Origin of the sequence: Mesorhizobium sp. M0030, from assembly GCF_040323695.1 — a bacterium.
GTDB lineage: Bacteria > Pseudomonadota > Alphaproteobacteria > Rhizobiales > Rhizobiaceae > Mesorhizobium.
Genome location: NZ_JAMYVE010000007.1, coordinates 151,823 through 174,623, shown reverse-complemented (window position 1 = coordinate 174,623; position 22,801 = coordinate 151,823). Strand labels below are relative to the sequence as shown.

General features: G+C 60.6%; 19 protein-coding genes. 6 read left to right on the top strand and 13 right to left on the bottom strand.

What is annotated here, in order from left to right:
• Positions 1-68 precede the first annotated feature (68 nt).
• From NKJ80_RS16385 to NKJ80_RS16370, 4 genes are read left to right on the top strand one after another with little or no spacing between them, the layout of a single operon-like run.
• Positions 69-344, top strand: coding sequence for a hypothetical protein (locus NKJ80_RS16385; RefSeq protein ID WP_023725485.1), 276 nt, complete (start codon positions 69-71; stop codon positions 342-344).
• On the top strand, positions 345-785 hold the full coding sequence (locus tag NKJ80_RS16380; protein WP_352497943.1) for a hypothetical protein: 441 nt from the start codon (positions 345-347) through the stop codon (positions 783-785).
• A gap of 2 nt (positions 786-787) precedes the next feature.
• Complete coding sequence (locus NKJ80_RS16375; protein WP_031195793.1) at positions 788-6,499, top strand: HAMP domain-containing protein; 5,712 nt, start codon at positions 788-790, stop codon at positions 6,497-6,499.
• Positions 6,500-6,509: 10 nt separating this feature from the next.
• A complete protein-coding gene (locus NKJ80_RS16370; RefSeq protein ID WP_023704642.1) occupies positions 6,510-8,585 on the top strand; it encodes a PAS domain-containing hybrid sensor histidine kinase/response regulator in 2,076 nt (691 codons plus the stop codon).
• A 125-nt stretch (positions 8,586-8,710) separates the two neighbouring features.
• On the opposite strand, the gene NKJ80_RS16365 is transcribed toward NKJ80_RS16370, so the two are convergent.
• From NKJ80_RS16365 to NKJ80_RS16335, 7 genes are all read right to left on the bottom strand, one after another.
• A complete protein-coding gene (locus tag NKJ80_RS16365; RefSeq protein ID WP_352497942.1) occupies positions 8,711-9,139 on the bottom strand; it encodes a GFA family protein in 429 nt (142 codons plus the stop codon).
• A complete protein-coding gene (locus NKJ80_RS16360; protein WP_023815879.1) occupies positions 9,132-9,323 on the bottom strand; it encodes a PPC domain-containing DNA-binding protein in 192 nt (63 codons plus the stop codon). Before NKJ80_RS16360 ends, NKJ80_RS16365 begins: the two co-directional genes overlap by 8 nt.
• 26 nt (positions 9,324-9,349) lie before the next feature.
• Positions 9,350-9,667, bottom strand: coding sequence for a hypothetical protein (locus NKJ80_RS16355; RefSeq protein ID WP_023687854.1), 318 nt, complete (start codon positions 9,665-9,667; stop codon positions 9,350-9,352).
• Positions 9,668-9,936: 269 nt separating this feature from the next.
• Positions 9,937-10,908, bottom strand: coding sequence for an SDR family oxidoreductase (locus NKJ80_RS16350; RefSeq protein WP_352497993.1), 972 nt, complete (start codon positions 10,906-10,908; stop codon positions 9,937-9,939).
• A 183-nt stretch (positions 10,909-11,091) separates the two neighbouring features.
• Positions 11,092-11,733 carry a hypothetical protein gene (locus NKJ80_RS16345; RefSeq protein WP_352497941.1) on the bottom strand — a complete coding sequence of 214 codons (642 nt, stop codon included), beginning with the start codon at positions 11,731-11,733 and terminating at the stop codon, positions 11,092-11,094.
• A gap of 455 nt (positions 11,734-12,188) precedes the next feature.
• The gene (gene ftsZ, locus NKJ80_RS16340; protein WP_352497940.1) at positions 12,189-13,169 is read right to left on the bottom strand and encodes a cell division protein FtsZ; all 981 of its coding nucleotides are present in this window, start codon (positions 13,167-13,169) and stop codon (positions 12,189-12,191) included.
• Positions 13,170-13,492: 323 nt separating this feature from the next.
• Positions 13,493-14,362, bottom strand: a complete 870-nt coding sequence (locus tag NKJ80_RS16335) for a LysR family transcriptional regulator (protein ID WP_352497939.1) — start codon at positions 14,360-14,362, stop codon at positions 13,493-13,495.
• Between the two features lie 235 nt (positions 14,363-14,597).
• Between NKJ80_RS16335 and NKJ80_RS16330 the strand changes: the two genes are divergently transcribed.
• Positions 14,598-14,753 (top strand): YjiS-like domain-containing protein, encoded by a 156-nt coding sequence (locus NKJ80_RS16330; RefSeq protein ID WP_023739527.1) that lies wholly within the window; start codon positions 14,598-14,600, stop codon positions 14,751-14,753.
• Positions 14,754-14,893: 140 nt separating this feature from the next.
• A complete protein-coding gene (locus tag NKJ80_RS16325; RefSeq protein ID WP_352497938.1) occupies positions 14,894-15,991 on the top strand; it encodes a DUF930 domain-containing protein in 1,098 nt (365 codons plus the stop codon).
• A 72-nt stretch (positions 15,992-16,063) separates the two neighbouring features.
• Here NKJ80_RS16325 and NKJ80_RS16320 read toward each other — a convergent pair whose 3' ends face one another.
• The 6 genes from NKJ80_RS16320 to NKJ80_RS16295 all read right to left on the bottom strand — a co-directional run bounded on the left by NKJ80_RS16320 (position 16,064) and on the right by NKJ80_RS16295 (position 22,654).
• Positions 16,064-16,807, bottom strand: a complete 744-nt coding sequence (locus NKJ80_RS16320; protein WP_352497937.1) for a ribonuclease activity regulator RraA — start codon at positions 16,805-16,807, stop codon at positions 16,064-16,066.
• 23 nt (positions 16,808-16,830) lie between these two features.
• Positions 16,831-17,994: a mandelate racemase/muconate lactonizing enzyme family protein gene (locus NKJ80_RS16315; protein ID WP_352497936.1), complete on the bottom strand. Its 1,164-nt coding sequence runs from the start codon at positions 17,992-17,994 to the stop codon at positions 16,831-16,833.
• Between the two features lie 31 nt (positions 17,995-18,025).
• Positions 18,026-19,123 (bottom strand): ABC transporter ATP-binding protein, encoded by a 1,098-nt coding sequence (locus tag NKJ80_RS16310; protein WP_352497935.1) that lies wholly within the window; start codon positions 19,121-19,123, stop codon positions 18,026-18,028.
• A gap of 124 nt (positions 19,124-19,247) precedes the next feature.
• Entirely contained in the window at positions 19,248-20,138 is an 891-nt protein-coding gene (locus NKJ80_RS16305; RefSeq protein ID WP_023681190.1) for a carbohydrate ABC transporter permease, read from the bottom strand.
• Positions 20,135-21,094, bottom strand: a complete 960-nt coding sequence (locus tag NKJ80_RS16300) for a carbohydrate ABC transporter permease (RefSeq protein WP_023702110.1) — start codon at positions 21,092-21,094, stop codon at positions 20,135-20,137. The genes NKJ80_RS16305 and NKJ80_RS16300 overlap by 4 nt, the downstream gene beginning before the upstream one ends.
• 81 nt (positions 21,095-21,175) lie before the next feature.
• Positions 21,176-22,654: an ABC transporter substrate-binding protein gene (locus NKJ80_RS16295; RefSeq protein WP_023668101.1), complete on the bottom strand. Its 1,479-nt coding sequence runs from the start codon at positions 22,652-22,654 to the stop codon at positions 21,176-21,178.
• Between the last annotated feature and the right edge of the window lie 147 nt (positions 22,655-22,801).

The following is a 22,801-nucleotide window of genomic DNA, read 5'->3' as shown; positions in this document are numbered from 1 at the left end:
GCCGGCATCTAGCAATCTTTGCGAGACATCCGGCGCCTCTGCCGTCGGCCTTCCGCAGGGAGGATGATGTGCTGAAAACCGAAGTCATTGACCTTGAAACCTATAGCGCAGTCTACGCGGTGATCTCTGGCTATCGCGCTGACGACATTATCTCGACGGCGTTTGCGGTCGATGAAATCCGCGCAAGGTTTCCTGAGTGTCGCTGCGACGACGAGGAATTGGTCGGGCTTATGGTCCATGCCATGTCCGGCAAGAAAATTGCCGTGAGCTTCGACCACCGGGTGGAACCGGTCAGGCGGCGTGCTGCGCTGCCGATCGCTTCGGAGAGCAAAGGCCTGCGATAATTGGACCACCATAGGTCCGTTGCGATTTTGGAAGACGAGGCGTTTATCGCGCTCGAACGAATAGCTACGTTGCTTGACGCCCGAAACATCCCCTTTGTCGTCCATTCGGCAAGCTACGCCAATTCGGGTTTTCACGATCCGATTTTCAAGGGACATGGGTCGCAAAGCCTGCCTCGCCTTCCGAGTTGCGCAACGCAATTCATGCCTTTCTGGCAATGGCAAACGGCGATGACGTGTCGTGGTCGGCTGAAGCCCGATAAATCGCAACCGCATCATGAAATCCGGCGTTCAAACCAAGGCGCAATCGTCGGCCTGGAATTTTCACGGCACGATGGAACAAAATGGAAAATGCCGCGTTTGGGGTCTCGCGGCGCGATCCACCATTGGCCGCGGGGGCAACTTTATCCGTATAAATCCATAGGGCTGGGAGTGGCGCTGTGACCGTGCAGGCATCCAAGAAGCAATTGGACCGTCGAAGCATTCTGAATTCTCTGAAAGCCTTCCGGCGCGGCGATTTCTCCGTCCGCATCGACAATGTTTATGAAGGCCTCGATTCCGAGATAGCTGAGACTTTCAATGAGATCGCTGACCTCAACGACCAAGTGACGCGCGAGTTCGAGCGCTTGAGCCGGGTCGTCGGCAAGGAAGGGCGGATAGGCGAGCGCGGCCGGGTTCGCAATGCCACCGGCAGTTGGGAATCCAGTGTCCGTTCAGTCAATGATCTCATCGAAGACATGGTTCAGCCAACGGCTGAGGTTGCGCGCGTTATCGGCGCCGTCGCCAAGGGCGACCTGTCGCAGACCATGATGGTCGAAATTGACGGCCGACCGCTGCGCGGCGAATTCCTGCGCATCGGCAAGATCGTCAACACCATGGTCGGCCAGTTGGCCTCCTTCGCCTCCGAGGTGACGCGCGTGGCGCGCGAGGTCGGTACGGAAGGCAAGCTCGGCGGCCAGGCCCGGGTCAAGGGCGTCGCCGGCACGTGGAAAGATCTGACCGACAACGTCAACGCGATGGCCACGAACCTGACCGGGCAAGTGCGCAACATCGCGGAGGTTACGACCGCAGTCGCGTCGGGCGACCTGTCGAAGAAGATCACAGTCGATGTCAAGGGCGAAATCCTAGAACTGAAGAACACCATCAACACGATGGTGGACCAGCTCAATTCCTTCGCTTCGGAAGTGACGCGCGTGGCGCGCGAGGTCGGCACTGAAGGCAAGCTTGGCGGCCAGGCGCGCGTTGAGGGTGTTGGCGGTACGTGGAAGGATCTGACCGACAATGTGAATTCCATGGCCGAGAACCTGACTGGGCAGGTGCGCAACATCGCCGAAGTGACGACTGCGGTGGCTTTGGGCGACCTGTCGAAGAAGATTACGGTCGACGTGAAGGGCGAGATTCTCGAGCTGAAATCCACGATAAACACAATGGTGGACCAGCTGAATTCATTCGCGGGCGAGGTCACGCGCGTGGCACGCGAGGTTGGCACCGAAGGCAAGCTTGGCGGCCAGGCGCAGGTGCGCGGCGTCGCCGGCACCTGGAAGGACCTCACCGACAACGTCAACTCGATGGCCGAGAACCTGACCGGTCAGGTGCGCAATATCGCCGAGGTGACGACGGCGGTCGCGTCGGGCGATCTGTCGAAGAAGATCACGGTCGCCGTGCAAGGCGAAATCCTGGAACTCAAGGACACCATCAACACGATGGTCGACCAACTGAACTCCTTTGCCTCGGAAGTGACGCGCGTGGCACGCGAGGTCGGCACCGAAGGCAAGCTGGGCGGCCAGGCAGAGGTGAGGGGCGTCGGCGGCACATGGAAGGATTTGACCGACAACGTTAATCTCATGGCCGCCAACCTGACTGGCCAGGTTCGAAACATCGCAGAAGTCACCACCGCCGTGGCGCGCGGCGACCTGTCGAAGAAGATCACCGTCGATGTCAAAGGCGAGATCCTGGAGCTCAAGGACACCGTCAACACGATGGTCGACCAACTGAACTCCTTCGCCTCTGAGGTCACGCGTGTGGCCCGCGAAGTGGGATCGGAAGGGAAGCTTGGTGGCCAGGCGCATGTCGAAGGCGTCGGTGGCACCTGGAAGGATCTGACCGACAACGTCAACGCCATGGCCGGCAATTTGACGGTGCAATTGCGCGACGTGTCCAAGGTGGCAACGGCCATTGCGACCGGCGACTTGACCCAGAAGATCACCGTCGACGCGCTGGGCGAGATCTTGCAGATCAAGGACGTCATCAACACGATGGTCGACCAGCTCAATTCCTTCGCTTCGGAAGTGACACGTGTGGCGCGCGAGGTCGGCTCCGATGGCAAGCTCGGCGGCCAGGCCCAGGTGCGCGGCATCGGCGGCACGTGGAAGGATCTGACCGAAAACGTCAACGCCATGGCGGCCAACCTGACCGGCCAGGTGCGCAACATCGCCGAGGTAACCACCGCCGTGGCGCTCGGGGACCTTTCGAAGAAGATCACCGTCGATGTCCGCGGCGAGATCCTGGAGCTGAAGGACACCATCAACACAATGGTGGACCAGCTTAATTCCTTCGCTTCGGAAGTCACGCGCGTGGCACGCGAGGTCGGCACGGAAGGCAAGTTGGGAGGCCAGGCGCAGGTGCGCGGCGTTGCCGGCACGTGGAAGGATCTCACAGACAATGTGAACTCGATGGCCGAGAATCTGACCGGCCAGGTGCGCAACATCGCCGAAGTCACGACCGCCGTGGCGCGCGGCGACCTGTCGAAGAAGATCACCGTCGATGTGAAGGGCGAAATCCTGGAGCTCAAGTCGACCATCAACACCATGGTGGACCAGTTGAACTCCTTCGCCGGCGAGGTCACCCGAGTCGCGCGTGAGGTTGGCACCGAGGGCAAGCTTGGTGGCCAGGCGCGCGTCGAAGGTGTTGCCGGTACCTGGAAGGACCTGACCGACAACGTCAACCTGATGGCGACAAACTTGACCAATCAGGTGCGCGGCATCGCCGATGTCGTGACGGCGGTCGCGCAAGGCAATCTCAGGCGCAAACTGACGGTCGACGCGAAGGGAGAGATCGCCCTGCTGGCCGACACCATCAACGGAATGATCGAGACGCTTGCCACCTTTGCCGACCAGGTGACCAACGTCGCCCGTGAGGTGGGCATCGAGGGCAAGCTCGGCGGTCAGGCGCGTGTGCCAGGTGCCGCCGGCCTCTGGCGCGACCTCACCGACAATGTCAATCAACTCGCTGCCAATCTGACCACCCAGGTGCGTGCCATCGCCGAGGTTTCGACGGCGGTGACCAAGGGCGATCTTACCCGTTCGATCAGCGTCGAAGCCTCCGGCGAGGTCGCCGCGCTGAAAGACAACATCAACGAGATGATCCGCAATCTGAAGGATCAGACGCTGAAGAATGCCGAGCAGGACTGGTTGAAGACCAATCTCGCCCGGTTTTCGCGCATGCTGCAAGGCGAGCGCGACCTTGCCACCGTCTCGCGGCTCATCATGTCCGAACTCGCTCCTCTGGTGAACGCCCAGTATGGGGTGTTCTACGTCACCAATCGCGACGAGGAGGAATCCTATCTTGAGCTGGCGGCTTCCTATGGCGCCGAGAGCAAGGCTGCCATCAAGCAGCGGCTTGATCTGCGAGAGGGCCTGGTTGGGCAAAGTGCCGCCGACAAGCGCGCCATCATGCTGGACAATGTGCCGCCAGAATTCCTTCGGGTCACATCTGGTCTTGGCAGCGCCTCGCCAGCCAATGTCATCATCCTGCCTGCTCTGTTCGAGGATGAAGTCAAAGCCGTCATCGAGCTCGCCTCGTTCGGCGAGTTTCGTGACACACACCAGTCGTTCCTCAACCAGCTCATGGAATCCGTCGGCATCGTTCTCAACACAATCGCTGCGACGATGCGCACGGAGGGCCTGCTCAAGCAGTCGCAACTGCTGACGTCGGAATTGCAAGCGCGTCAAACCGAGCTGACAAAAAAGCAGGAAGAGCTGCATGCGACGAACGAGGAGCTGCAGGAAAAGGCGCAGCTGCTCGAGAACGAAAAGAAGCAGGTCGAAAACAAGAATCTCGAAATCGAGATGGCGCGACGCGCGCTGGAGGAAAAAGCCGAGCAACTGGCGCTCACGTCGAAATACAAATCCGAATTCCTGGCCAATATGAGCCACGAACTGCGCACGCCGCTCAATTCGCTGCTCATTTTGTCAAACCTGCTGGCGACCAATCAGCACGGCAACCTCAACGAAAAACAGGTAGAGTTCGCCCGCACCATCAATTCGGCAGGAACCGATCTTCTCAGCCTCATCAACGATATCCTCGATCTGTCGAAGATCGAGTCGGGCACTGTTTCCATCGACATCAACGATATGCCGGTGACGCATCTTCGCCAGCATATGGAACGAACTTTTCGTCAGCTGGCAGCCGACAAGGGACTTGGCTTCACCATCAAGGTCGATCCGGCGCTTCCCGACACGGTCCGCACAGATGAGAAACGCTTGCAGCAGATTGTCCTCAACCTGCTTTCCAACGCATTCAAATTCACCTCGGAAGGCGAGGTCAGCCTGAACTTCCGGGTTGAAAAGGCCGGCCGCCGCAATGGCGCGACGCAGCCGGTGAAGGCTCTCGCGATCGCCGTCACCGACACCGGCATTGGCATTCCAGAAGACAAACAGAAGCTGATTTTCGAGGCCTTCCAGCAGGCCGACGGCACCACCAGCCGCAAGTATGGCGGCACCGGCCTTGGGCTCTCGATCAGCCGCGAGATCGCTCGCTTGCTTGGCGGCGAATTGCGGGTCGAAAGCACGCCGGGCAAGGGGTCGACATTTACCCTCATCATCCCGTTCGACGGCCCCCGCGTGACGACAGTACAGTCGACCTTGGCTCCGGCGGCGGAGGCGGTTGCTGCGACAGCTCTGCTCAGCAGTCCGCCCTCGGCAGAGCTGATCGACGACCGCGATTCAATCCTACCCACCGATCGGATCGTGTTGATCGTCGAAGACGATCCGACCTTTGGCGGGTTGCTGCTTGGCCTCGCCCGGTCGGCCGGGCTGAAAGGCGTTCTGTCGACTGCAGGTTCCGGCACGCTGGCATTGGCCCGCAAGCTCGTTCCCGACGCAATCACACTTGATCTCGGACTTTCGGATATCGATGGCTGGGTGCTTTTCGATCTGCTGCGGCATGACCAGAAGACGAGGGGAATTCCTATCCATGTCATCTCGGGTGCCGAAGACATCGACAGTCTCGCACGCAAGGGGGCGTCCAGCATTTCCACCAAGCCCGTTTCCTCGGACGAGCTGATGAAGGTGTTTCAGGATATCCACTCGAAGAAGCTCCGCGTTCAGCGCCGCGTTCTGGTCGTGGACCCTGACCCGGAGCGGCGTCTGGCTCTGGTCGAGGCAATCCGCGACGGCGTAACGTCGGTCACCGCGATCGGTCGTGTTGCGGCAAATGCAGAAGACGTTGGCCTCGCCTTCTATGATGCCGTCGTGCTCGGCTTTGGACGCTCCGCCAAGGACAACGCAAAGGCGCTGGACGAGATCACCGGCCAATTCGGCGAAGCCTTGCCGCAGCTGCTGTTCTTTACACCTCACCCGGACGCGCTTGAACAGGTACTGGCATTGAACCCGGCCTTGGCGGAAGCACCGCGGGCGGAGAACTTCGCTCAATTGGCGCTGCATATTTCGGCAACGCTGCCGGGAGAAGGTCGCCAAGAGGCCTGGGCAGGAACTGAACACAACGGCAAGTCCGATCTCGCCGGGGCGAAAGTTCTCATCGTCGACGACGACATTCGTAACATTTATTCGCTCACGAGTGTTCTGGAGACCTATGACATACAGGTTCTGCATGCCGAGCGGGGCCGTGATGGCATCGCGCTTCTTGAACAGGCGCCCGATGTCGACGTGGCATTGATCGATATCATGATGCCGGAGATGGACGGCTACGAGACGATGCGGCGGATTCGCGGCACACCGGCGATTGCTCATATCCCGCTGATTTCCGTCACCGCAAAGGCGATGAAGGGGGATCGGCAAAAATGTCTGGATGCCGGGGCTTCCGACTACATCGCCAAACCCGTCGATCTGGATCTCCTGCTGGCGCTGCTTCGTGTCTGGATCGGACGTGCCCGATCCCGTGTCGAGAGCCCGGAAAAAATTCTCCTGGCAGCGAACTGACGGCCGTTCGATGCAAAAGCTGGCAAGAAACAGGGTAAGGAAACTTGAGGTGGCAGCTCTTGCCGAAGGGCCGGCAAGAGCCCGTATCCTGGCGGTGGACGACGATGAGCGCAATCTGCTGGCGATCAGCGAAGTGCTCGCGACTATCGGAGAGGTCATCTGCGCCCAATCGGGCGAAGAGGCTCTGCGCTTTTTGCTGAAAGAGGAGTTCGCCGTCATTCTCCTGGATGTCCTCATGCCAGGGTTGGACGGGTATGAAACGGCCGCACTTATCCGCCAGCGCGAGCAATCCAAGCGCACCCCAATCATCTTCTTGACCGCCATCAACAAGGAGGATGCGCATATGCTGCGCGGCTATGATGCCGGCGCGGTCGACTATGTGTTCAAGCCATTCGATCCGATCATGCTGCGTTCGAAAGTCGCGGTTTTCGTCGAACTCCACGAGAAGACGCTCGAGATCCAGCGCAAGGCGGAGGTCGAGCAGGGACTATTGGCGCAGGCGTTGCAGGCGCACAAGGACAAGCTTCAGGCCGAACGCGCGCTGCGCAGCGCCGAGCAACGGCAGGATGCCATCCTGAATTCGTTGCCGGTCTGCTTTCATGCTCGGGCAGCCGAGCCACCCTTCGCGGCGCGCTTTGTTACGGAGGGCGTCGAGCGCTTGACCGGCTTTGCGCCTGAATACCTGACATCGGATCCGGAGTTCGGTCTCAACCGCGTTCATCCCGACGACCTGCCGCGATTGAAGCAAGCGCTGCTGGCGGCCAAAACCACCGGCTCCTATACGTGCGAGTTCCGCTGGCATTGCGCCAATGGCGAGTATCGCATTTTTCTCGACCAGGGCGTGATGTCGGACGGGTCAGATGGCCGTGAACCGGAAATTATCGGCACATTGCTTGACATCACGGAGCGGCGCGGTCTTGAGGATCAGCTGCTTCAATCCCAGCGCATCGACGCTATCGGCAAGCTAACCGGCGGCCTGGCGCATGATTTCAACAACCTGCTCGCCGCAATTCTCAGTGGGTTAGGGCTGCTTGAACGCCGGGCTACGTTGGATGATCAGGCGCAACAGGTACTCGACCTGACGCGGCGTTCTGCAAAACAAGGCGCTGACCTTGTCGCGCGAATGCTGGCATTCTCGCGGCGCCAGACCCTGAAGCCGGAAGCGGTGCGCCTTGCTGCGCTGGGCGACACGATGAACGGATTGGTGGCGCCCGTGCTGGGGGGGTTGATCCGTTTCGACTGGCAGATCGATGACACGATCTGGCCGGTGCATGTCGATGCAGGCCAACTTGAATTGGCCTTGATGAATCTGGTTTTCAACGCGCGTGACGCCATGCCCTCTGGCGGGACAATAACCGTGCATGCGCAGAATCGATCGATCGGGACGCCAACAGAGGATATTCCGCCGGGCGACTATGTCATGATCGCCGTCAAGGACACCGGATCCGGCATACCCCCCGATCTTGTCGCCAAGGTCGTCGAACCGTTCTTCACCACCAAGCCGGTCGGTAAGGGAACGGGCCTCGGCCTCAGCACGGTCTACGGCTTCATGAAGCAGTCAGGTGGGACACTTCGCATAGAAAGCGTCGTCAACCGCGGAACTACCATGCAACTCTGGCTGCCACGATCGACCGAACAGCCGGTCGATCCTGTGGTGGAACCCGACATTGAACGAGCGTTCGCCGATGCCGGGATGGAGCACCCATCAATCCTCCTGATCGACGACAGCCATGTTTTGCGGCAATTGACCGCCGAGTCCCTTCGCCAGCGTGGTTTCGAGGTGACCTGCGCGGGAGGAGGGGCGGAGGCGCTGGCCATGATGGAGCGCACTCCCGACGAGTTCGACGTCATTATCACCGATTTCGCCATGCCACTCGTATCCGGCGTCGACGTGATCCGCTTCGCGCGCAATTTGCGCTCGGACTGGCCAGCGGTCATGATCACGGGCTATGCCGATGCCCGGGAGATTGCCGATCGGCCGGCCGACGTGCCCTTGCTCGGCAAGCCCTTCCGCGACGAGGATCTGTTCGAAGCGATTTTCCTCGCGATAGAGAATGCGGCCCCCCAAAGGATCAAAACCGGCTAGCGCTTAGGGCTTGTCGACGGTCTGGCCACGTCGGCAGGCCGGGCAGATCGAGACCGCACTTTCGGGGCACGGCGACAAGGGCCGCATTCCTGATCGGCAATCTAGGTCATTCGCAACAGGCGGCGCTACCAGCGCTCCTCGGTGTCGCGGTCCGGTAGGTCTATTCCGCAGCACACCCAACCAAGGCGCTGCGCTGAACTGTAGTTGTACCGAGGCATCAGGTGAGCCGGATCATCGAAGGTACCGACGTGCAGCGCGATCTCGGTTGGCGACGCGTCGTAGCAAAGGCTGAGCGGCGATCCGCATTCTGGGCAGAAGCCTCTTTGCGCGATCGGCGAAGACCTTCGATATGTTGGCGTTCCGGAATTCCAGGTCAGGCTTTGGCAGGGCATCCAGGCAAGAACTGCAAACGCGCTGCCGGTCGCTCGTCTGCACATATCGCAGTGGCAGTAGTGAACCCTCGGTTCGATCCCGGCGCTGAATCGGATCCTGCCACAGAGACATCCGCCCTTGATGGCCAAGGAGCCGGGTAGGCGCTTGCCAACCTCACGCATTAAGATCGATCAAGGCGGCGCCGAACGCTCCGATCGCAGTCAAAGAGGCACTGCCGATGTTCTTGTCGGCGATGTTCTTGTCGGTTGCGAAGGCGGTCAGCGCGGCGAAGCCTTCGTCACCGAGGTCGAGCACCACGACGAAAATTCTTTGCCCGCTGACCTGATTGACGAGCTTGGGTTTCATGGCGTTCCGAACCTGTTGCGGGGCAGTTAATGGGCATGGTGCTCGGCATTCCGCTTGCGTGTTGCCGCTGCCTTCTTTGCCGATTCCGATCGGCTTGCGGCTGACCGTGAAGCCGATGCCTTGCCGCCGCTTTTCCCACCCTTGTGGGCCGCGGGGTGTCCGGTGTGTTTACCACGACCCGAGCCGCCTTCTTTCTTGCCGCCGCCATCGTCCTTGTTGACGGTCGCCCATGCCCGGCGCTCGGATTCCTTCTCGGAAACACCGCGCTTCTCATAGCCTGCGGCAATGTGGTCGGCTTTGCGTTCCTGTTTGTCGCTGTATTTCGATTTGTCGCCTCGTGGCATGGTCGTTCTCCTGGCTCAATGATGTTTGAACGGGATGCCGGCGGGAGAGTTCCAAGCGGAAATTCAGAAAACTGAAAACGCGGGCGAGGATTTCGACCAACGCGGAGCGCTATTGCTCCGGAGCAGTGGCGGGTGCCGTGTAGCGGCGGCGCACGGCACCGATCACGCGTTTCTTGAAGCGACCGAGCACGGCAAGCGTCTCCCTGGAGACGACGTCGTCGCGTGCCGTCTACTCGGTAGCCCAATGCAATGAAATACGTTCCGCGACCTCAGTAGCCACCGACCACCGGCAGGATCTCTCCCGTGATGTAACTCGAGCAATGCGACGAGGCGAGGAACACGTAAGCCGGGGCAAGTTCTTCCGGTTGCGCTGGCCGTTTCATCGGCGTATCCGCGCCGAATTTCGAGACGTCGTCGGCTTCCTTGTCCGAAGGGTTGAGCGGCGTCCACACCGGACCTGGCGCGACCGCGTTTACCCGGATGCCCTTGCCGATCAGATTGCCCGAAAGCGCTCGCGTGAAGGCATGAATGCCGCCCTTGGTCATCGAATAGTCAACCAGTTGTTTGGAACCGTCGATGCCGGTCACCGAACCGGTATTGATGATCGCGGAGCCCGGCTCCATGTGCGGCACGCTCTCCTGCGCCATATGAAAATAGCCGTAAAGATTGGTCTTCAGCGTCGTGTCGAAATGTTCCTCGGTCAGGTCGTTGAAGTCACTGGAATGGATTTGGAAAGCGGCGTTGTTGACCAGCACGTCGATCCTGCCGAATTTTTCGACCGTCAGCGCCACGGCGTTGCGGCAATGCTCGCGTTCACTGACATCGGCTTTTATCAGTATGCAACGCCGGCCTTCCTTTTCGACGGCGTTTTTGGTCGCTTCGGCGTCCCTGTCTTCACTCAAGTATACGATCGCAATGTCGGCGCCCTCGCGGGCGAACAAGACTGCCACCGAACGGCCGATGCCGGAATCACCACCCGTGATAAGCGCTACCTTGTCGTCGAGTTTTTTCGATCCGAGGTAGTAAGGCGCATCGTAGAGCGGAGCGGGCTCGATCGCCCATTCATGCCCCGGTTTGGGTTGATGCTGCTCGGGAAAAGGCGGCTCGGGATATTTGCGGGCGCCGGCTTGCATCGCTTGTTGCATTTTGCCATTGCTCTTCGTCTCGTCTTTGGCGTCGATATCACGCTGGATATGGCGTTGCTTGGCGGCTTCGGCTGAAGTCTGCGACTTAGTCTGCATGGCTTTCTCCTGTGCTCGGAGAACGAACAACGCATGCCGGGCGAAAAAGTTTGCGCAAATATCTCGATCCCGAAAGGGCTCGCCATTGCGAACAGCCTGCGAGGGGCGTGGAGCATTGGTCGTCAATAAGATCGGAATTGCCATGCCGGTGGCGTTCAGACAAACACCACATTCATTACCCGCTCAAAGCACGCTCTTTTCAGAACCATAGGGTTTGGCAATGCGGACCATGCCTTTCGTCCGAAGGCGCTGGTATAAATAGAAAATCGTCATTAAGCCGATTGCTGTTCCAGCACCAAGACACAGCGGGAGCAATAGTTCTGCACCGACACGAAACGCAAGCAGAGTAACGCCCGCCGCAGCGACGATGGCATTTATGAATGCGATCATTGTCGCTGCAGTGGTCAGGTACGCCAGGAGAGGCCCAGTACGAAGAGAAGGTTCGGCGTCATTTTCGGGCCAGCGACCGAATTCCTTGGAAAACTGGAAGGCAGCCTCGTCGCCCAAAGTTCGATAGTAGGCTCTGATCCGGGCAATGCCGATATGGGCCTGCATGTTCTCAGCGGCGATGTCGACCAACCTCAAGACGGTAAAGGCACCCAGTAAAAAGACCGATGGCAGCACAACCGCGACAAACGGCAGGAAGAACTCGGAGGACTGCGTAACAAAGCCCGTTGCCACCAGAGCGCTCGACAGAGCCATAATGTAGATGGTCGTCCGCGACGCCATTTCACTTATGGACGTGCTGATCGCTGTCTGCTGCACGAAATGCTCTGTCGTCAGGGCCGCGAGAAACGAAGCATCGGGTGTCGGCGTGTCAGCCATGGAGTATGCTCCTGTAGGGTCGACCTGAGTTTTTCTTCGATATAGCGCTTGCGAGGCTGGCCGCCACTGGATGCTCCCGACGTCTGACCCATGCCGGTTTTATTGTGCCATATCCAGCGAGCCCGCATCACCGATCAGAAAGGGCCGATCATGTGGTCAGCAGACGCTGGCCATATCGCAGGCGAAATGTCTGCCGCGGTCAATCTGTATGGCCTCCTGTTGGGGATCCGGGTCGAAGCGCATTCGCAGCGCGGTTGCAGTTGGGAGCGGTTCCGCGGCGGCGCTGATGCGAGTTCGCGCATTCGTGGCAGCGGCCTCGAAACGAATTCGGTCCCTAGGCCGGCAACGCGAATTCACCGGCAAGTTCAATGGTGCGGGCTGCGGGCCGACTTTTCGGTGGCGAAGCCCATGACCACGGTCCACCAGACTCATAAATCAGCAGCCCGGAGTCCTGCCTACTGCGGTATCTCCAGGCCCTGCCGCAATCCTGTCGCGACGACTGAGACCCTGAATTTTCCGGCGAGTGCCCGGTCGAATATGGCGCCGACGATGATGTCGGCGTCGGCGTCGACCTCCTCGCGGATGCGGGTGGCGGCCTCATCGACTTCGAACAGCGTCATGTCCATGCCGCCAGAGATCGAGACCAGGACGCCCTTGGCGCCGATCATCGAGGCTTCGTCGAGAAGCGGGTTTGCTATCGCCGCTTCGGCGGCCTTCCTGGCGCGGTCCTCGCCCGTGGCTTCCCCGGTACCCATCATTGCGCGGCCCATGTCGCGCATCACCGACTTCACGTCGGCGAAGTCGAGATTGATCAGCCCCTCCTTGACGATGAGATCGGTTATGCAGCCGACGCCGGAATAAAGGACGCGATCAGCCATGGCGAAGGCGTCCGCGAAAGTCGTCTTTGCGTCAGCGATCCTGAAGAGGTTCTGGTTCGGAATAACGATCACGGTATCGGCGCATTCGCGAAGCTGCTCGATGCCCTCTTCGGCGGCTTGCATACGGCGCTTCCCTTCGAAGGTGAACGGCTTGGTGACGACCGCCACCGTCAGGATGCCGGCTGCCCGTGCAGCGTTCGCTATGATGGGCGCGGCACCGGTTCCAGTTCCGCCTCCCATGCCGGCGGTCACGAAGCACATATGGGTTCCCGCTAGGTGGTCCCTGATCTCGTCGATCGATTCCTCGGCTGCCGCGCGGCCGATCGCTGGCAGGGACCCGGCGCCCAGGCCTTCCGTGACATGGGCACCCAACTGGATCAGCCGCGATGCTTTCGACATGGTCAGTGCCTGGGCATCGGTGTTGGCGACGATGAACTCCGCCCCCTGCAGATTTTCGGCAATCATGTTGTTGACCGCGTTGCCGCCGCCACCGCCGACACCAATAACGGTTATCTTCGGCCGCATTTCCGAGATGACGGGCCTTGCCGCGGTGCTCATCGTCTTGTCTCCTTGGAATTGATCGACAAAAAAAGTTCCCGGAACGCGCCGCTTGAACACGCCAGGTGCAAGAATCACGTTCTATCGCCTTGGCACAGGGAATCAGAGGGTGAACTTTGCGGCAAGACAAGATGTGGGACTTGTACCATATGCGCCTGAATGAGCCGACCTTTTGAACGGGTCTCCAGTTCAATCTTCCGGAATCGGCTCGGATTCTGGCCAGCGAAAATCCACAATCTCCGGGATCCAACCCCTCCAAGCTTCACGCGCCCGCCTCACGCGCGAGAACCTTGAGAATCTGGCGACCGAGCGACGCCTGACGCTTAGCGGATCGGCATCTTGCCGCGAAACAACGGCTGATGGGCCCGCATCAGAGCGGCAATCCGGTTGGCAATCTTTCGTACCGGCGGGGAGTGGCGTTCCTCATGATGGGTGACGATCCACTGGTCGGTTTCGAGTTCGGGGATAGGCTGAGCGACACGAACCAGCCGCGGATCGCTGTCGCCGACGAAGCACGGAAAGACGGAAAGGCCGGCGCCCGCGGCCACAAGTTCTCGCACCGAATGGGTGTTGTTGCCGCGCACGGCGATGCGGTCGCCGTGATGGGCTTGCAGCCAGCGCGCCGAGGCGACGTTTGCTCCTTCGCCGGTGACGCCGACGAACAAGCCGGCGGCGATGCCGTTGATCAGGTGGCGTCCGGAATAGATGGCATAGGCGACCTTGCCGCTCTGGCGGCCGGCCAGCCACTGTTCGGTCGGGCGCTCGCTGCGGATGCCGATATCGGCGGCGCGGCGACCTATGTCGACCCGGTCGGTGGTGGTGACGAGTTCGACCCTGATGCCGTCATCGACCGTCCAGATTTCGTCGATATGGGCCGAAACGAAGGCCGAGGTCCATGGCCCGGCCGAGACGCGGACAATGCGGTCGGGCAGGTTTCCCTCGCGCCAGCGGGTCAGCGACTGCATTGCTGCCTCGACGTCTTCGGCGCGCCGCAGCAGTTCTTCACCAATCGGGGTTAGCCCGTAGCCGGTCTGCTGCCGTACGAACAGCGCTTCACCGATCTGCTTTTCGAGCGCGGTGACGCGTCGTCCGAGTGTGGCTGCGCTGAGGCGCGTGGTTGCCGTAGCCGCGCTCAGGCCACCCAGCCGCGCAACGTCGAGAAACAACCTCAGATCGTCCCAGCCAATATCCATTTTGCAGAAATGAAAAACTCCTTGCGACCGTGGCTGTAGCGCGAAGCGGCCATCACGCGCAAGTATATAGGCATTGGAAGCGCTTGATAATTCTGCCCTGGCGGGAAAATGACAGGCACCTCGGTTGGCCAGGCAGTCAGCGCAATCCGTTCGATCGTGCATACGCTTTGCGCGATTGTTTTGCGTTTTCGACCAATCCAAGAGCGTGGGTATCCCGCTCGCCAAGGAGACGATCATGTTGCATGAACTTCGACACCGTTTCGCCTGCTGGCTTGCCTATCGCCAGACGATCGCGAGCTTGAGGCGGCTTCCAGACAGCATATTGGCGGATGCGGGCCTTTCTCGCGAAGAGATCCGCGAGCGTGCCCGCGACGCCAGCCTGCGTCGCTGAGATTGGAGCCGACCATGCAGAATGGAGCCGGCGGCGAGTAGCAATCAGGCGTCGTCTCCTCACTGCTGAGCTGCGGCTAAATCGTGCCAATGCAGTGGCCATGCTTGATGCGGCCGCAGTTTCGCTCCACATCGAAAGGGATGAAGACCGAGACATCCGAGCGGCGGCGGACTTTGCTGTGGGCCTTGCCCGCATCGCTGGTCCTGCACGCGCTTATCACTGCGTTCCTGGTCTACGGCCTGCCCATTCCTCCCGAGCAGCCGCAGGAGGAGCAACCGGTGAACGTCGCGCTCGTGCCGCCGCCCGAACAGCCAAAACCGAAACCCGCTCCCGCGCCGCCGCCACCGCAACCTGGAAAGCCGCCGGAGCAGAAGGTTGAAAAGCCGGCACCGGAAAAGCTGCCGCCGATCGAGGTCCTGAAGCCTGTTTTTCAGTTCGGCGACAAAGACACTGGCCCCAAAAAATCCTTGGATGGAGGCAGCGCTCAAGACAATGCGCCATCGCCGGCCAAGGATAACGAGCCACAGTCGGCTGTCGCGCCAAAGGATGCGGAGAGTAAACCCGCCCCAGCGCCAGACGCCGGAGAGCCGGCAGAGTCAGCCAAGATTAATGAGAAGCCGGAAGCGGACAAACGGGAGGCTGCGACCCCACCCGCTGACAAACAGGCATCCGCGGCCGCAATGCCTTTGGCTGCCCATGGGGACGACGGTGAGATCGAGCTTCCCGCGTCGGCTCAGGCGCCTCGGACCAGACCCGAAAACGTGCCGAAACGCCGCCCCGCAAAGGCTACGAAGTCAGGACGCGGAATCACCGAAGAGCCAAACTCCATCGACGTGGCCTCGGCTACACCGCGGCCATATTCGGGCCTTCCGGGCGTTCGCAAACTCTTTTCGCAAGGCGCTACCGGTGATGTGTTCGCAACGAACTCGATGGCCGACGTGCCTCGCGATCAACGGGCCGCCAGACTTTGCGCCAGCGTTCTTGAGCAAGAGTTGAACGACGCCTCTTATTCTCCCCAATTGATCCCAAGCATTCCGCTCAAGGCCGGCAATGTTCTTGACGCCCCAGACACCGCTTTCCGCACGGCAACGACATGGTACCATCTGAGCTTTCGGTGCGGTATCGACATCAATGCGACGCGGGTCACGTCGTTCGCCTTCCGCGTCGGAGCCGCCGCCTCGCCAGAGGAAAGCGCCTTTCTTGATCGGGACGTCCGTCGGCGGCGCGGTCCCGGCTGAGACGGCCCCCAGTAGTCTGCCGGGGGGCACATCGAATTTCACCGCACATATGGATCGTCTTGAATGCCTGCGTCAATCCGCCGGACGATTGGCTTTGCGCCACTCCTCATATTCGCCGCGGGCATCGTCATGCAGCGGATAGTAGCGCTGCAGCGGTGCGCCCTGCATCAGCTTCTCTCGCGAGAACTCTTCCCAATCGTGATGCTTCTGGGATTCCTCGATCACCTTTGCGGCCATTGCGACGGGAAGCACTACCACCCCGTCGTCGTCTGCGATGATAATGTCGCCCGGGATCACTGTGACACCACCACAGGCGATCGGAACGTTGACGGCGTTCGGATAGATGCTGGTTTGCACATGGTAGTTGGGCGTCCAGCCGCGCAGCCATAGCGGCAGATCGAGCTTTTCGACATTCGGCCGGTCGCGCATGCATCCGTCGATGACGATGCCCGCGCCGCCTCTGCCCTTGAAGTAGGTCGACATCATATCGCCGAAGACGCCCGAGCTCATGTCACCGCGCGCGTCGACGACGACCACATCGCCTTCCTGCGCGTGATAGAGCACGTGCCGGTGCAGTTGCGTTTCCGGGTCGGCGTATTCTCCCTCGCTGAAGAGGTCGGGCCGCTGCGGCAGGAACTGCAGCGTCAGCGCCGGCCCGACGATCGACTTCCCATGGTTCTGCGCCACCGGACCGACCATGTGCGGATTGCGGAAACCCATGTGGCCTAGCGTGCCGGCAACCGTCGCGGCGCCGATTTCCCTCAGGGCGTCAATGAGGTCTTTGGGCGGTCGCGTGATGTCAGGGATATGCGTCATTGTGGACTCCGGTTGAGATGGAACTACCAGTTCGTAACAGACCCGTCCCGGCGCCTGAGGTGAGGCGCTTCCCAGAAACGAAAAGCCTCCGCCCGGACCGCCGCTTCGTTGACCTCGACGCCGAGCCCCGGCAGGTCGCTGACCGGATAGTCGGGACCGTCGAGCCGTGGCTGCACGGGGAAGAAGTCGGAATTGTCGAAGCCCAGCTTCGTCTCGGGTTCTCTGGTCTCGAGCCACGCGAAGTTGGGTACCGCGGCGGCGAGATGCAGGGTCGCGGCCGTGCACACCGGACCAAGCGGATTGTGCGGCATCAGGTCGACATAGTGCGCCTCGCTCCAGCCAGCGACCTTCATCGCCTCGGTAAGCCCGCCGACATTGCAGACATCGAGCCGGTTGAACTGATGGATGCCGCGCTCGATGTAGGGCAGGAACTGCCACTTGCTGGCAAATTCCTCGCCGATGGCAAACGGGATGTCGGTCATCCTGCGCAGGGATTCGTAGGCTTCAGGTGTCTCGTCTCGTATCGGCTCCTCGAGGAAATCCAGCACGCCGCGGCCGAGCTTGTTGCAGAAGCTCGCCGCCTCTGCCACCGACAGCCGATGATGATAGTCGATGCCGAGAACGACGTCGTCGCCAAGCGCCTCGCGCGCCTTGTTCAGCATGCTCGCGGTAGCGCCGATCGACTCGCGGGGTTCGAAGATGTCCCTGCTGCTTTGCCCTGCGGGGAAGAAGCGGATCGCCTGCCACCCCCGTGCGCGCAGCTCCCGGGCTCGTTCGATGGCGACGTCGCCCTCGGCCTCGTCTCCGGTCGAGGCGAAGGTGGGGATGCGGTCGCGCTGCTTGCCGCCCAGCAGTTCGTAGACAGGCACCCCCAGCGCCTTGCCCTTGATGTCGTGCAGGGCAATGTCGATGGCGGAAATCGCCGCCTGCAGAACGCGCCCGCCCTCGAAGTACTGGCTGCGATATGCCTCCTGCCAGATCCGCCCGATCTGCATCGGGTCGCGGCCGATGAGAAACTCGCGATAATGCTCGACCGCGCCGGCAACGGCCTTTTCGCGCCCGCTCAAGCCGCTCTCGCCCCAGCCGAAGACGCCTTGGTCGGTCTCGATCTTGACGAGCATCTGATTACGCGTTCCAACCCATACAGGATAGGGTTTGATCGCGGTGATCTTAAGCTTTTCAGTCATCCCCAACGTTCCCAATGAACCCCGTCTTGTCTCAGCCGGCCTTGAGGGCCAGTTCAGTTTCGCCATCGAACAGATGCAGCCGCTCCTGGTCGAACTCGAGCCAGATCTGCTCGTCAGGTGCGACGACGATGTTGGGGGACACGCTGATGTTGACGATGGCGCCTGACAGCAACGCCTGCACGAAGGTGACGTCTCCGGTCGGCTCCACTGTATAGGCCTTGGCCGGGACGCTGCCTGGCACCGCGCTCTTGTGGAGCCTGATGGTCGAGTGACGTGCGCCGAGCACGACTTTCCTCGACGTTGCCCCCGCAACCTTCCGGGCGTTGAGCGGCGAGAGCTCAAGGCTCCAGCCATCCGCGCCGGTCAACGCAGTGTTGCCGTTTGCTGTCGATGCCTCCAGTGGAACAAGGCTCATCGCCGGGCTGCCGATGAAGCTGGCGACGAACATGTTCACCGGATGGGCAAAGACCTGCGCCGGAGAATCGTATTGCAACAGGTAGCCGCCGTTCATCACCGCCATCTTGTCGGCCATGGTCACGGCTTCGAGCTGGTCGTGCGTGACATAGATGATGGTCGCCTTGAGGTCCTGGTGGAAGCGCTTGATCTCCGAGCGCATCTGGACGCGCAGTTTGGCGTCGAGGTTGGAGAGCGGCTCGTCCATGAGGAAAACGGCAGGGTCGCGGACGAGGGCGCGCCCCAAGGCGACACGTTGCTGCTGCCCGCCTGAAAGTTCGCGCGGCTTGCGCTCGAGAAGGTGCGTCATGTCGAGCACGCGCGCCGCTTCCTTGACCTTCCTGTCGATCTCGTCCCTGGGCAGCTTGCGCATCTGCAGCGGGAACGCCAGGTTCTTGTAGACCGATTTCTGCGGGTAGAGCGCGTAGTTCTGGAACACCATCGCGATGTCCCGGTCCTTGGGGTCGAGGTCGTTGACCACGCGGTCGCCGATGACGATGTCGCCCGATGTGACCGGGATCAATCCCGCGACAAGATTGAGCGTGGTTGTCTTGCCGCAGCCCGAAGGGCCGACGAGCGCAACGAACTCGCCGTCATTGACCGTCAGCGAAACGTCGTTGACAGCTTTGAAGCCGCCATAGGTCTTGACGAGATCTCTCAGGACCACGTGGGCCATCGGCAACTCCCTACGGCATGATGCCGAAAAGTGTGAAGCGGTTTTCGGACGACATCATGCTCTATCTCTTTGATTTAGAGGCGGATTCAGATTTCAGGTCGAACAGACCTGAAATCATCCGGCTCTAGTGTTTGACCGCGCCTTCTGTAAGGGCGCGTACGAAGTATCGTTGCAGGAGGAGGAACAGCACCACGACGGGCACGCTCATCATGAAGCTGGCCGCCATCAGGCCCGGAAAGTCCGTCGTATTCTCCGAGAAGAAACGCTGTATGCCGACCGGCAGGGTCAACTGCTCGTTCTTGGAAAGGAAGGTGTAGGCATAGATGTACTCGTTCCAGGCGCCAATGAAGGAATAGATCGCGGTGGCGATGATTCCGGGCGTCGAGAGAGGCATCACGATCAGGATGAAGGCCTGGAACCGGGTCGCCCCATCGATCCGCGCCGCCTGCTCGAGCTGCACCGGAATGTTGTCGTAAAAGCCCTTGAGCAGCCAGATCGCCAGCGGCAGGCCGAAGGTGAGATAGGTGAGAATGAGCGAGCCATGCGTGTTCACCAAACCGATCGCGCGCATCAGGATGAAGAGGGGCACGAGAAAGATCACCGCCGGGAACATGTTGCGCAAAAGCACGGTGAAGAACAGGAAGTTTCGACCGGGGAAACGAAAGCGCGAAAACGCGTAGGCAGCAGGAACGGCCACGATCACCGAAAGGATTGTGGTGACCGTCGACACGTAGAGGCTATTCCAGAAAAAACGCAGGAAGTCCTGACCGACGCTGTTTTGCGGATCGAGCAGCTTCTGGTAGCTGGCCAGGGTAGGCTCTTCCGGCCACCATTGCGGCGGGAACTGCATCGCCGCGAACCCGGACTTGATCGATGTGATCAGCATCCAGATCATCGGCAACGCGGTGTAAAGCAGCATGAACACGAGGAAGATGCGCCCGGCCCACCGCCATCCGTCGATGCGCATGCGGCGCCGGGCCGGACCTCGAGGGGCTGTCTCGACGATCGTGCTCATGCGCTCCCCTCTTTGCGCTCGTTGCCGGCCAGCGCACGAACGTAGAAGTAGCCCAGCACCATCAGCATGAGGAACAGGAGTACCGAATAGGCCGATGCGACGCCCCATCGCTGCCGGCCGAAGGCGAGCTCATAAATGTGGGTGATCCAGATGTGCGAAGCGTTCGACGGCCCGCCACCGGTCATGATCCACGGGATGATGAAGGAATTGAAATTGGCCACTGCGAGCAGCAGGATCGTCACCGTCGAGACGTTGCGCAGATGCGGGAAGGTGACGTGCCAGAAACGCTGCCATGCATTGGCCCCGTCGACTTCCGCGGCGCGCAGCAACTGGTCGGGGACCGTCTGCAAACCGGCCATCATCATGATCATGGCAAACGGAAACTCGCGCCAGATGTTGACGACGATCAAGGAGGGCAGCACCGTGCTGACGTTGTCGATGAAGTTCGGCGGCCGGTCAGCCAATCCGAGGCCGACCAGCACCGCGCCGATGATGCCGAAGTCCGAATGGTAAATCCACTTCCAGATATAGGAGGCGGCAACCGCGCTGATGACCCAAGGAATGATCAGGATAGCGCGCAGGACACCCCGGCCGATAAACTCGCGGTGGAGGGCCAGCGCGGCGGCAAATCCCAAGGCAAAGGCAACGAAGGTAGATGCGATCGTCCAGATCAGGGTGTTCAAGGTGACTTTCCAGAACACCTGACTGGTGAGGATGGCCGTGTAGTTGTCCAATCCGATGAAGGTCTTGTCGCGGAGCTGCAGGCCAGGCGGTGTCTTAAAGAACGACAGCTCGACCGTGTAGTAGATCGGATAGGCGATGACGATGAGCATCACGGCGATCGCTGGAAGCACGTATGCGTAGTCGGCGCGGTGCTCCCAGATATTCCGCAGCACCCCGGAGCTACCGGGTTGCAATCTTTGGCGAGCCTCGGCCTTGCCGGTCACGATCGTCACGATGGCGTGCCCTTGTTCTTCGGACCAAACCGGCTGCACGCACTGTCGGCACAGCCGGTCGGATCGCAGGTCAGGCCCGGACTAGAGTCCGTCCATCAGGTTCTTCACCTTCTCGGCCGCGTCGTCCGCTGCCTGGTCGACGGTCATCGCTCCGGTCAGGGCGTTCTGCAGCATGTCCGGGACGATGATATTCATGATCTCGGGGGATTGCGGCAGCGCCGGGAACGGAATGCCGTATGGCAACATCGAGGTCGTGACATCGAGGAACTTGATGTTGTCCAGACGTTCCTTCATCCATTTGGTCTTGAAGCCGTTGAGGTTGCCCGGGTTCGAGCCGGCATACGCCATCTTCAGCGACCATTCAGGGCTCGTCCACATGCAGATGATGGCCTTTGCAGCCGGCTCGTCCACCTTGCCGCCCTCGACATATTCGGGCTTCAGGATGTGAATGTTCGAGCCGCCAAACACGACGGCGCGCTTGCCGTCGGGGCCGGTCGGAATCAGGCCATAGCGCATGTTGTCGATGACGGTCTGCGCCTTGTCCTTGTCGGCGCCCGTTGCCTTCTTCTGCAGGTCGAGCATGACGTTATAGTCGGACGGGTGCGAGACCATCATGCCGAGTTGGCCGGCGACGAACAGGGGCTGGTTATCGGCCTGCTGGTTGGTGAGGGCCGAGACCGGAACCGACTTGTCGCGAACATACATGTCGTAGGAGGCTTGCAACGCCGCCTTGCTCTGCGGGCTATTGAGCTCGACCTCCTTATAGGTCGGGTTCGCGGAGGCTTCGTCGAAGACACCGCCGCCATAGGCCCATAGTTGCGGCATGAAGCGGTACGGCGTGTTGCCGGCGTTCTTGCGCGCCACGAGGCCGTAGCCGGCTATGCCGAGCTTGTCATGGATCTGCTTGGAATATTTGACGACGTCGTCCCAGGTAGCCGGAGCCTTGTCCGGATCGAGGCCCGCGCGTTTGAAGATGTCGGCGTTCCAGATGAACGCCATCGTCTCATTGTTGGTGGGAATGCCGTAGGTCACGCCATCCCAGGTTACCGCCTTCATGGCGCCGGGCCAGAAATCCTCTGTGGGATAGCCCACATCTTCCGGCTTGAGCGGCTGCAGATAACCCTTCGAGGCGAACTCGGTTCCGCCCAGGATTTGCAGGCGGACCGCCATCGGCGCGGCATTGCCCAGCAGCGCCGTGCGGAACTTGTCGAGAAGGTCGTTGTAGGTGAGGGCCTGATCCTCGAGCTGGATGTTCGGATAGGTCTTGCGGAAGGTCTCGAAGAAATCCTTGTAGTACTGACGCAGCAGGTCGGGGTCGCCCTCGAACACGCCCTGATACCAGAACGTCAGTCGCCCCTTGTAGTCGAGCGGAGTGACCTTGCCGCAATCGGCGGCCGTGTCGAAATCCTGTGTGCCGGCGATGGAGCGCACATATTCCGGCGACCACTTGCTCAAATCGACCGGCGGCGAACCCAGCGCCGATCCCGACATGAGCGACGCCATCAAAGCAGTGGCGACTGTGCCGCGCAGGACGGCACCGCCGAGTGTAATCCTCGTCATAGTATCCTCCCAGATTCTCCCATGCCGCCGTGCGCCAAGGGCTCGTTCGACCGTGCGGGATGTGTCCTTCTGCTCAATGTATCCCTTCGATCATCTGGTACGTTTTCAGATCGTGGATTGCCTGTCAACGCACCCGATCGTACATTG

What these genes read in the sequence shown, in the direction of transcription:
- NKJ80_RS16370 (WP_023704642.1), top strand. Translation starts at nt 6,510, where the DNA reads ATGCAAAAGCTGGCAAGAAACAGGGTAAGGAAACTTGAGGTGGCAGCT.
- NKJ80_RS16365 (WP_352497942.1), bottom strand. Translation starts at nt 9,139, where the DNA reads ATGCGTGAGGTTGGCAAGCGCCTACCCGGCTCCTTGGCCATCAAGGGC.
- NKJ80_RS16360 (WP_023815879.1), bottom strand. Translation starts at nt 9,323, where the DNA reads ATGAAACCCAAGCTCGTCAATCAGGTCAGCGGGCAAAGAATTTTCGTC.
- NKJ80_RS16355 (WP_023687854.1), bottom strand. Translation starts at nt 9,667, where the DNA reads ATGCCACGAGGCGACAAATCGAAATACAGCGACAAACAGGAACGCAAA.
- NKJ80_RS16350 (WP_352497993.1), bottom strand. Translation starts at nt 10,908, where the DNA reads ATGCAGACTAAGTCGCAGACTTCAGCCGAAGCCGCCAAGCAACGCCAT.
- NKJ80_RS16345 (WP_352497941.1), bottom strand. Translation starts at nt 11,733, where the DNA reads ATGGCTGACACGCCGACACCCGATGCTTCGTTTCTCGCGGCCCTGACG.
- ftsZ (WP_352497940.1), bottom strand. Translation starts at nt 13,169, where the DNA reads ATGAGCACCGCGGCAAGGCCCGTCATCTCGGAAATGCGGCCGAAGATA.
- NKJ80_RS16335 (WP_352497939.1), bottom strand. Translation starts at nt 14,362, where the DNA reads ATGGATATTGGCTGGGACGATCTGAGGTTGTTTCTCGACGTTGCGCGG.
- NKJ80_RS16330 (WP_023739527.1), top strand. Translation starts at nt 14,598, where the DNA reads ATGTTGCATGAACTTCGACACCGTTTCGCCTGCTGGCTTGCCTATCGC.
- NKJ80_RS16325 (WP_352497938.1), top strand. Translation starts at nt 14,894, where the DNA reads ATGAAGACCGAGACATCCGAGCGGCGGCGGACTTTGCTGTGGGCCTTG.
- NKJ80_RS16320 (WP_352497937.1), bottom strand. Translation starts at nt 16,807, where the DNA reads ATGACGCATATCCCTGACATCACGCGACCGCCCAAAGACCTCATTGAC.
- NKJ80_RS16315 (WP_352497936.1), bottom strand. Translation starts at nt 17,994, where the DNA reads ATGACTGAAAAGCTTAAGATCACCGCGATCAAACCCTATCCTGTATGG.
- NKJ80_RS16310 (WP_352497935.1), bottom strand. Translation starts at nt 19,123, where the DNA reads ATGGCCCACGTGGTCCTGAGAGATCTCGTCAAGACCTATGGCGGCTTC.
- NKJ80_RS16305 (WP_023681190.1), bottom strand. Translation starts at nt 20,138, where the DNA reads ATGAGCACGATCGTCGAGACAGCCCCTCGAGGTCCGGCCCGGCGCCGC.
- NKJ80_RS16295 (WP_023668101.1), bottom strand. Translation starts at nt 22,654, where the DNA reads ATGACGAGGATTACACTCGGCGGTGCCGTCCTGCGCGGCACAGTCGCC.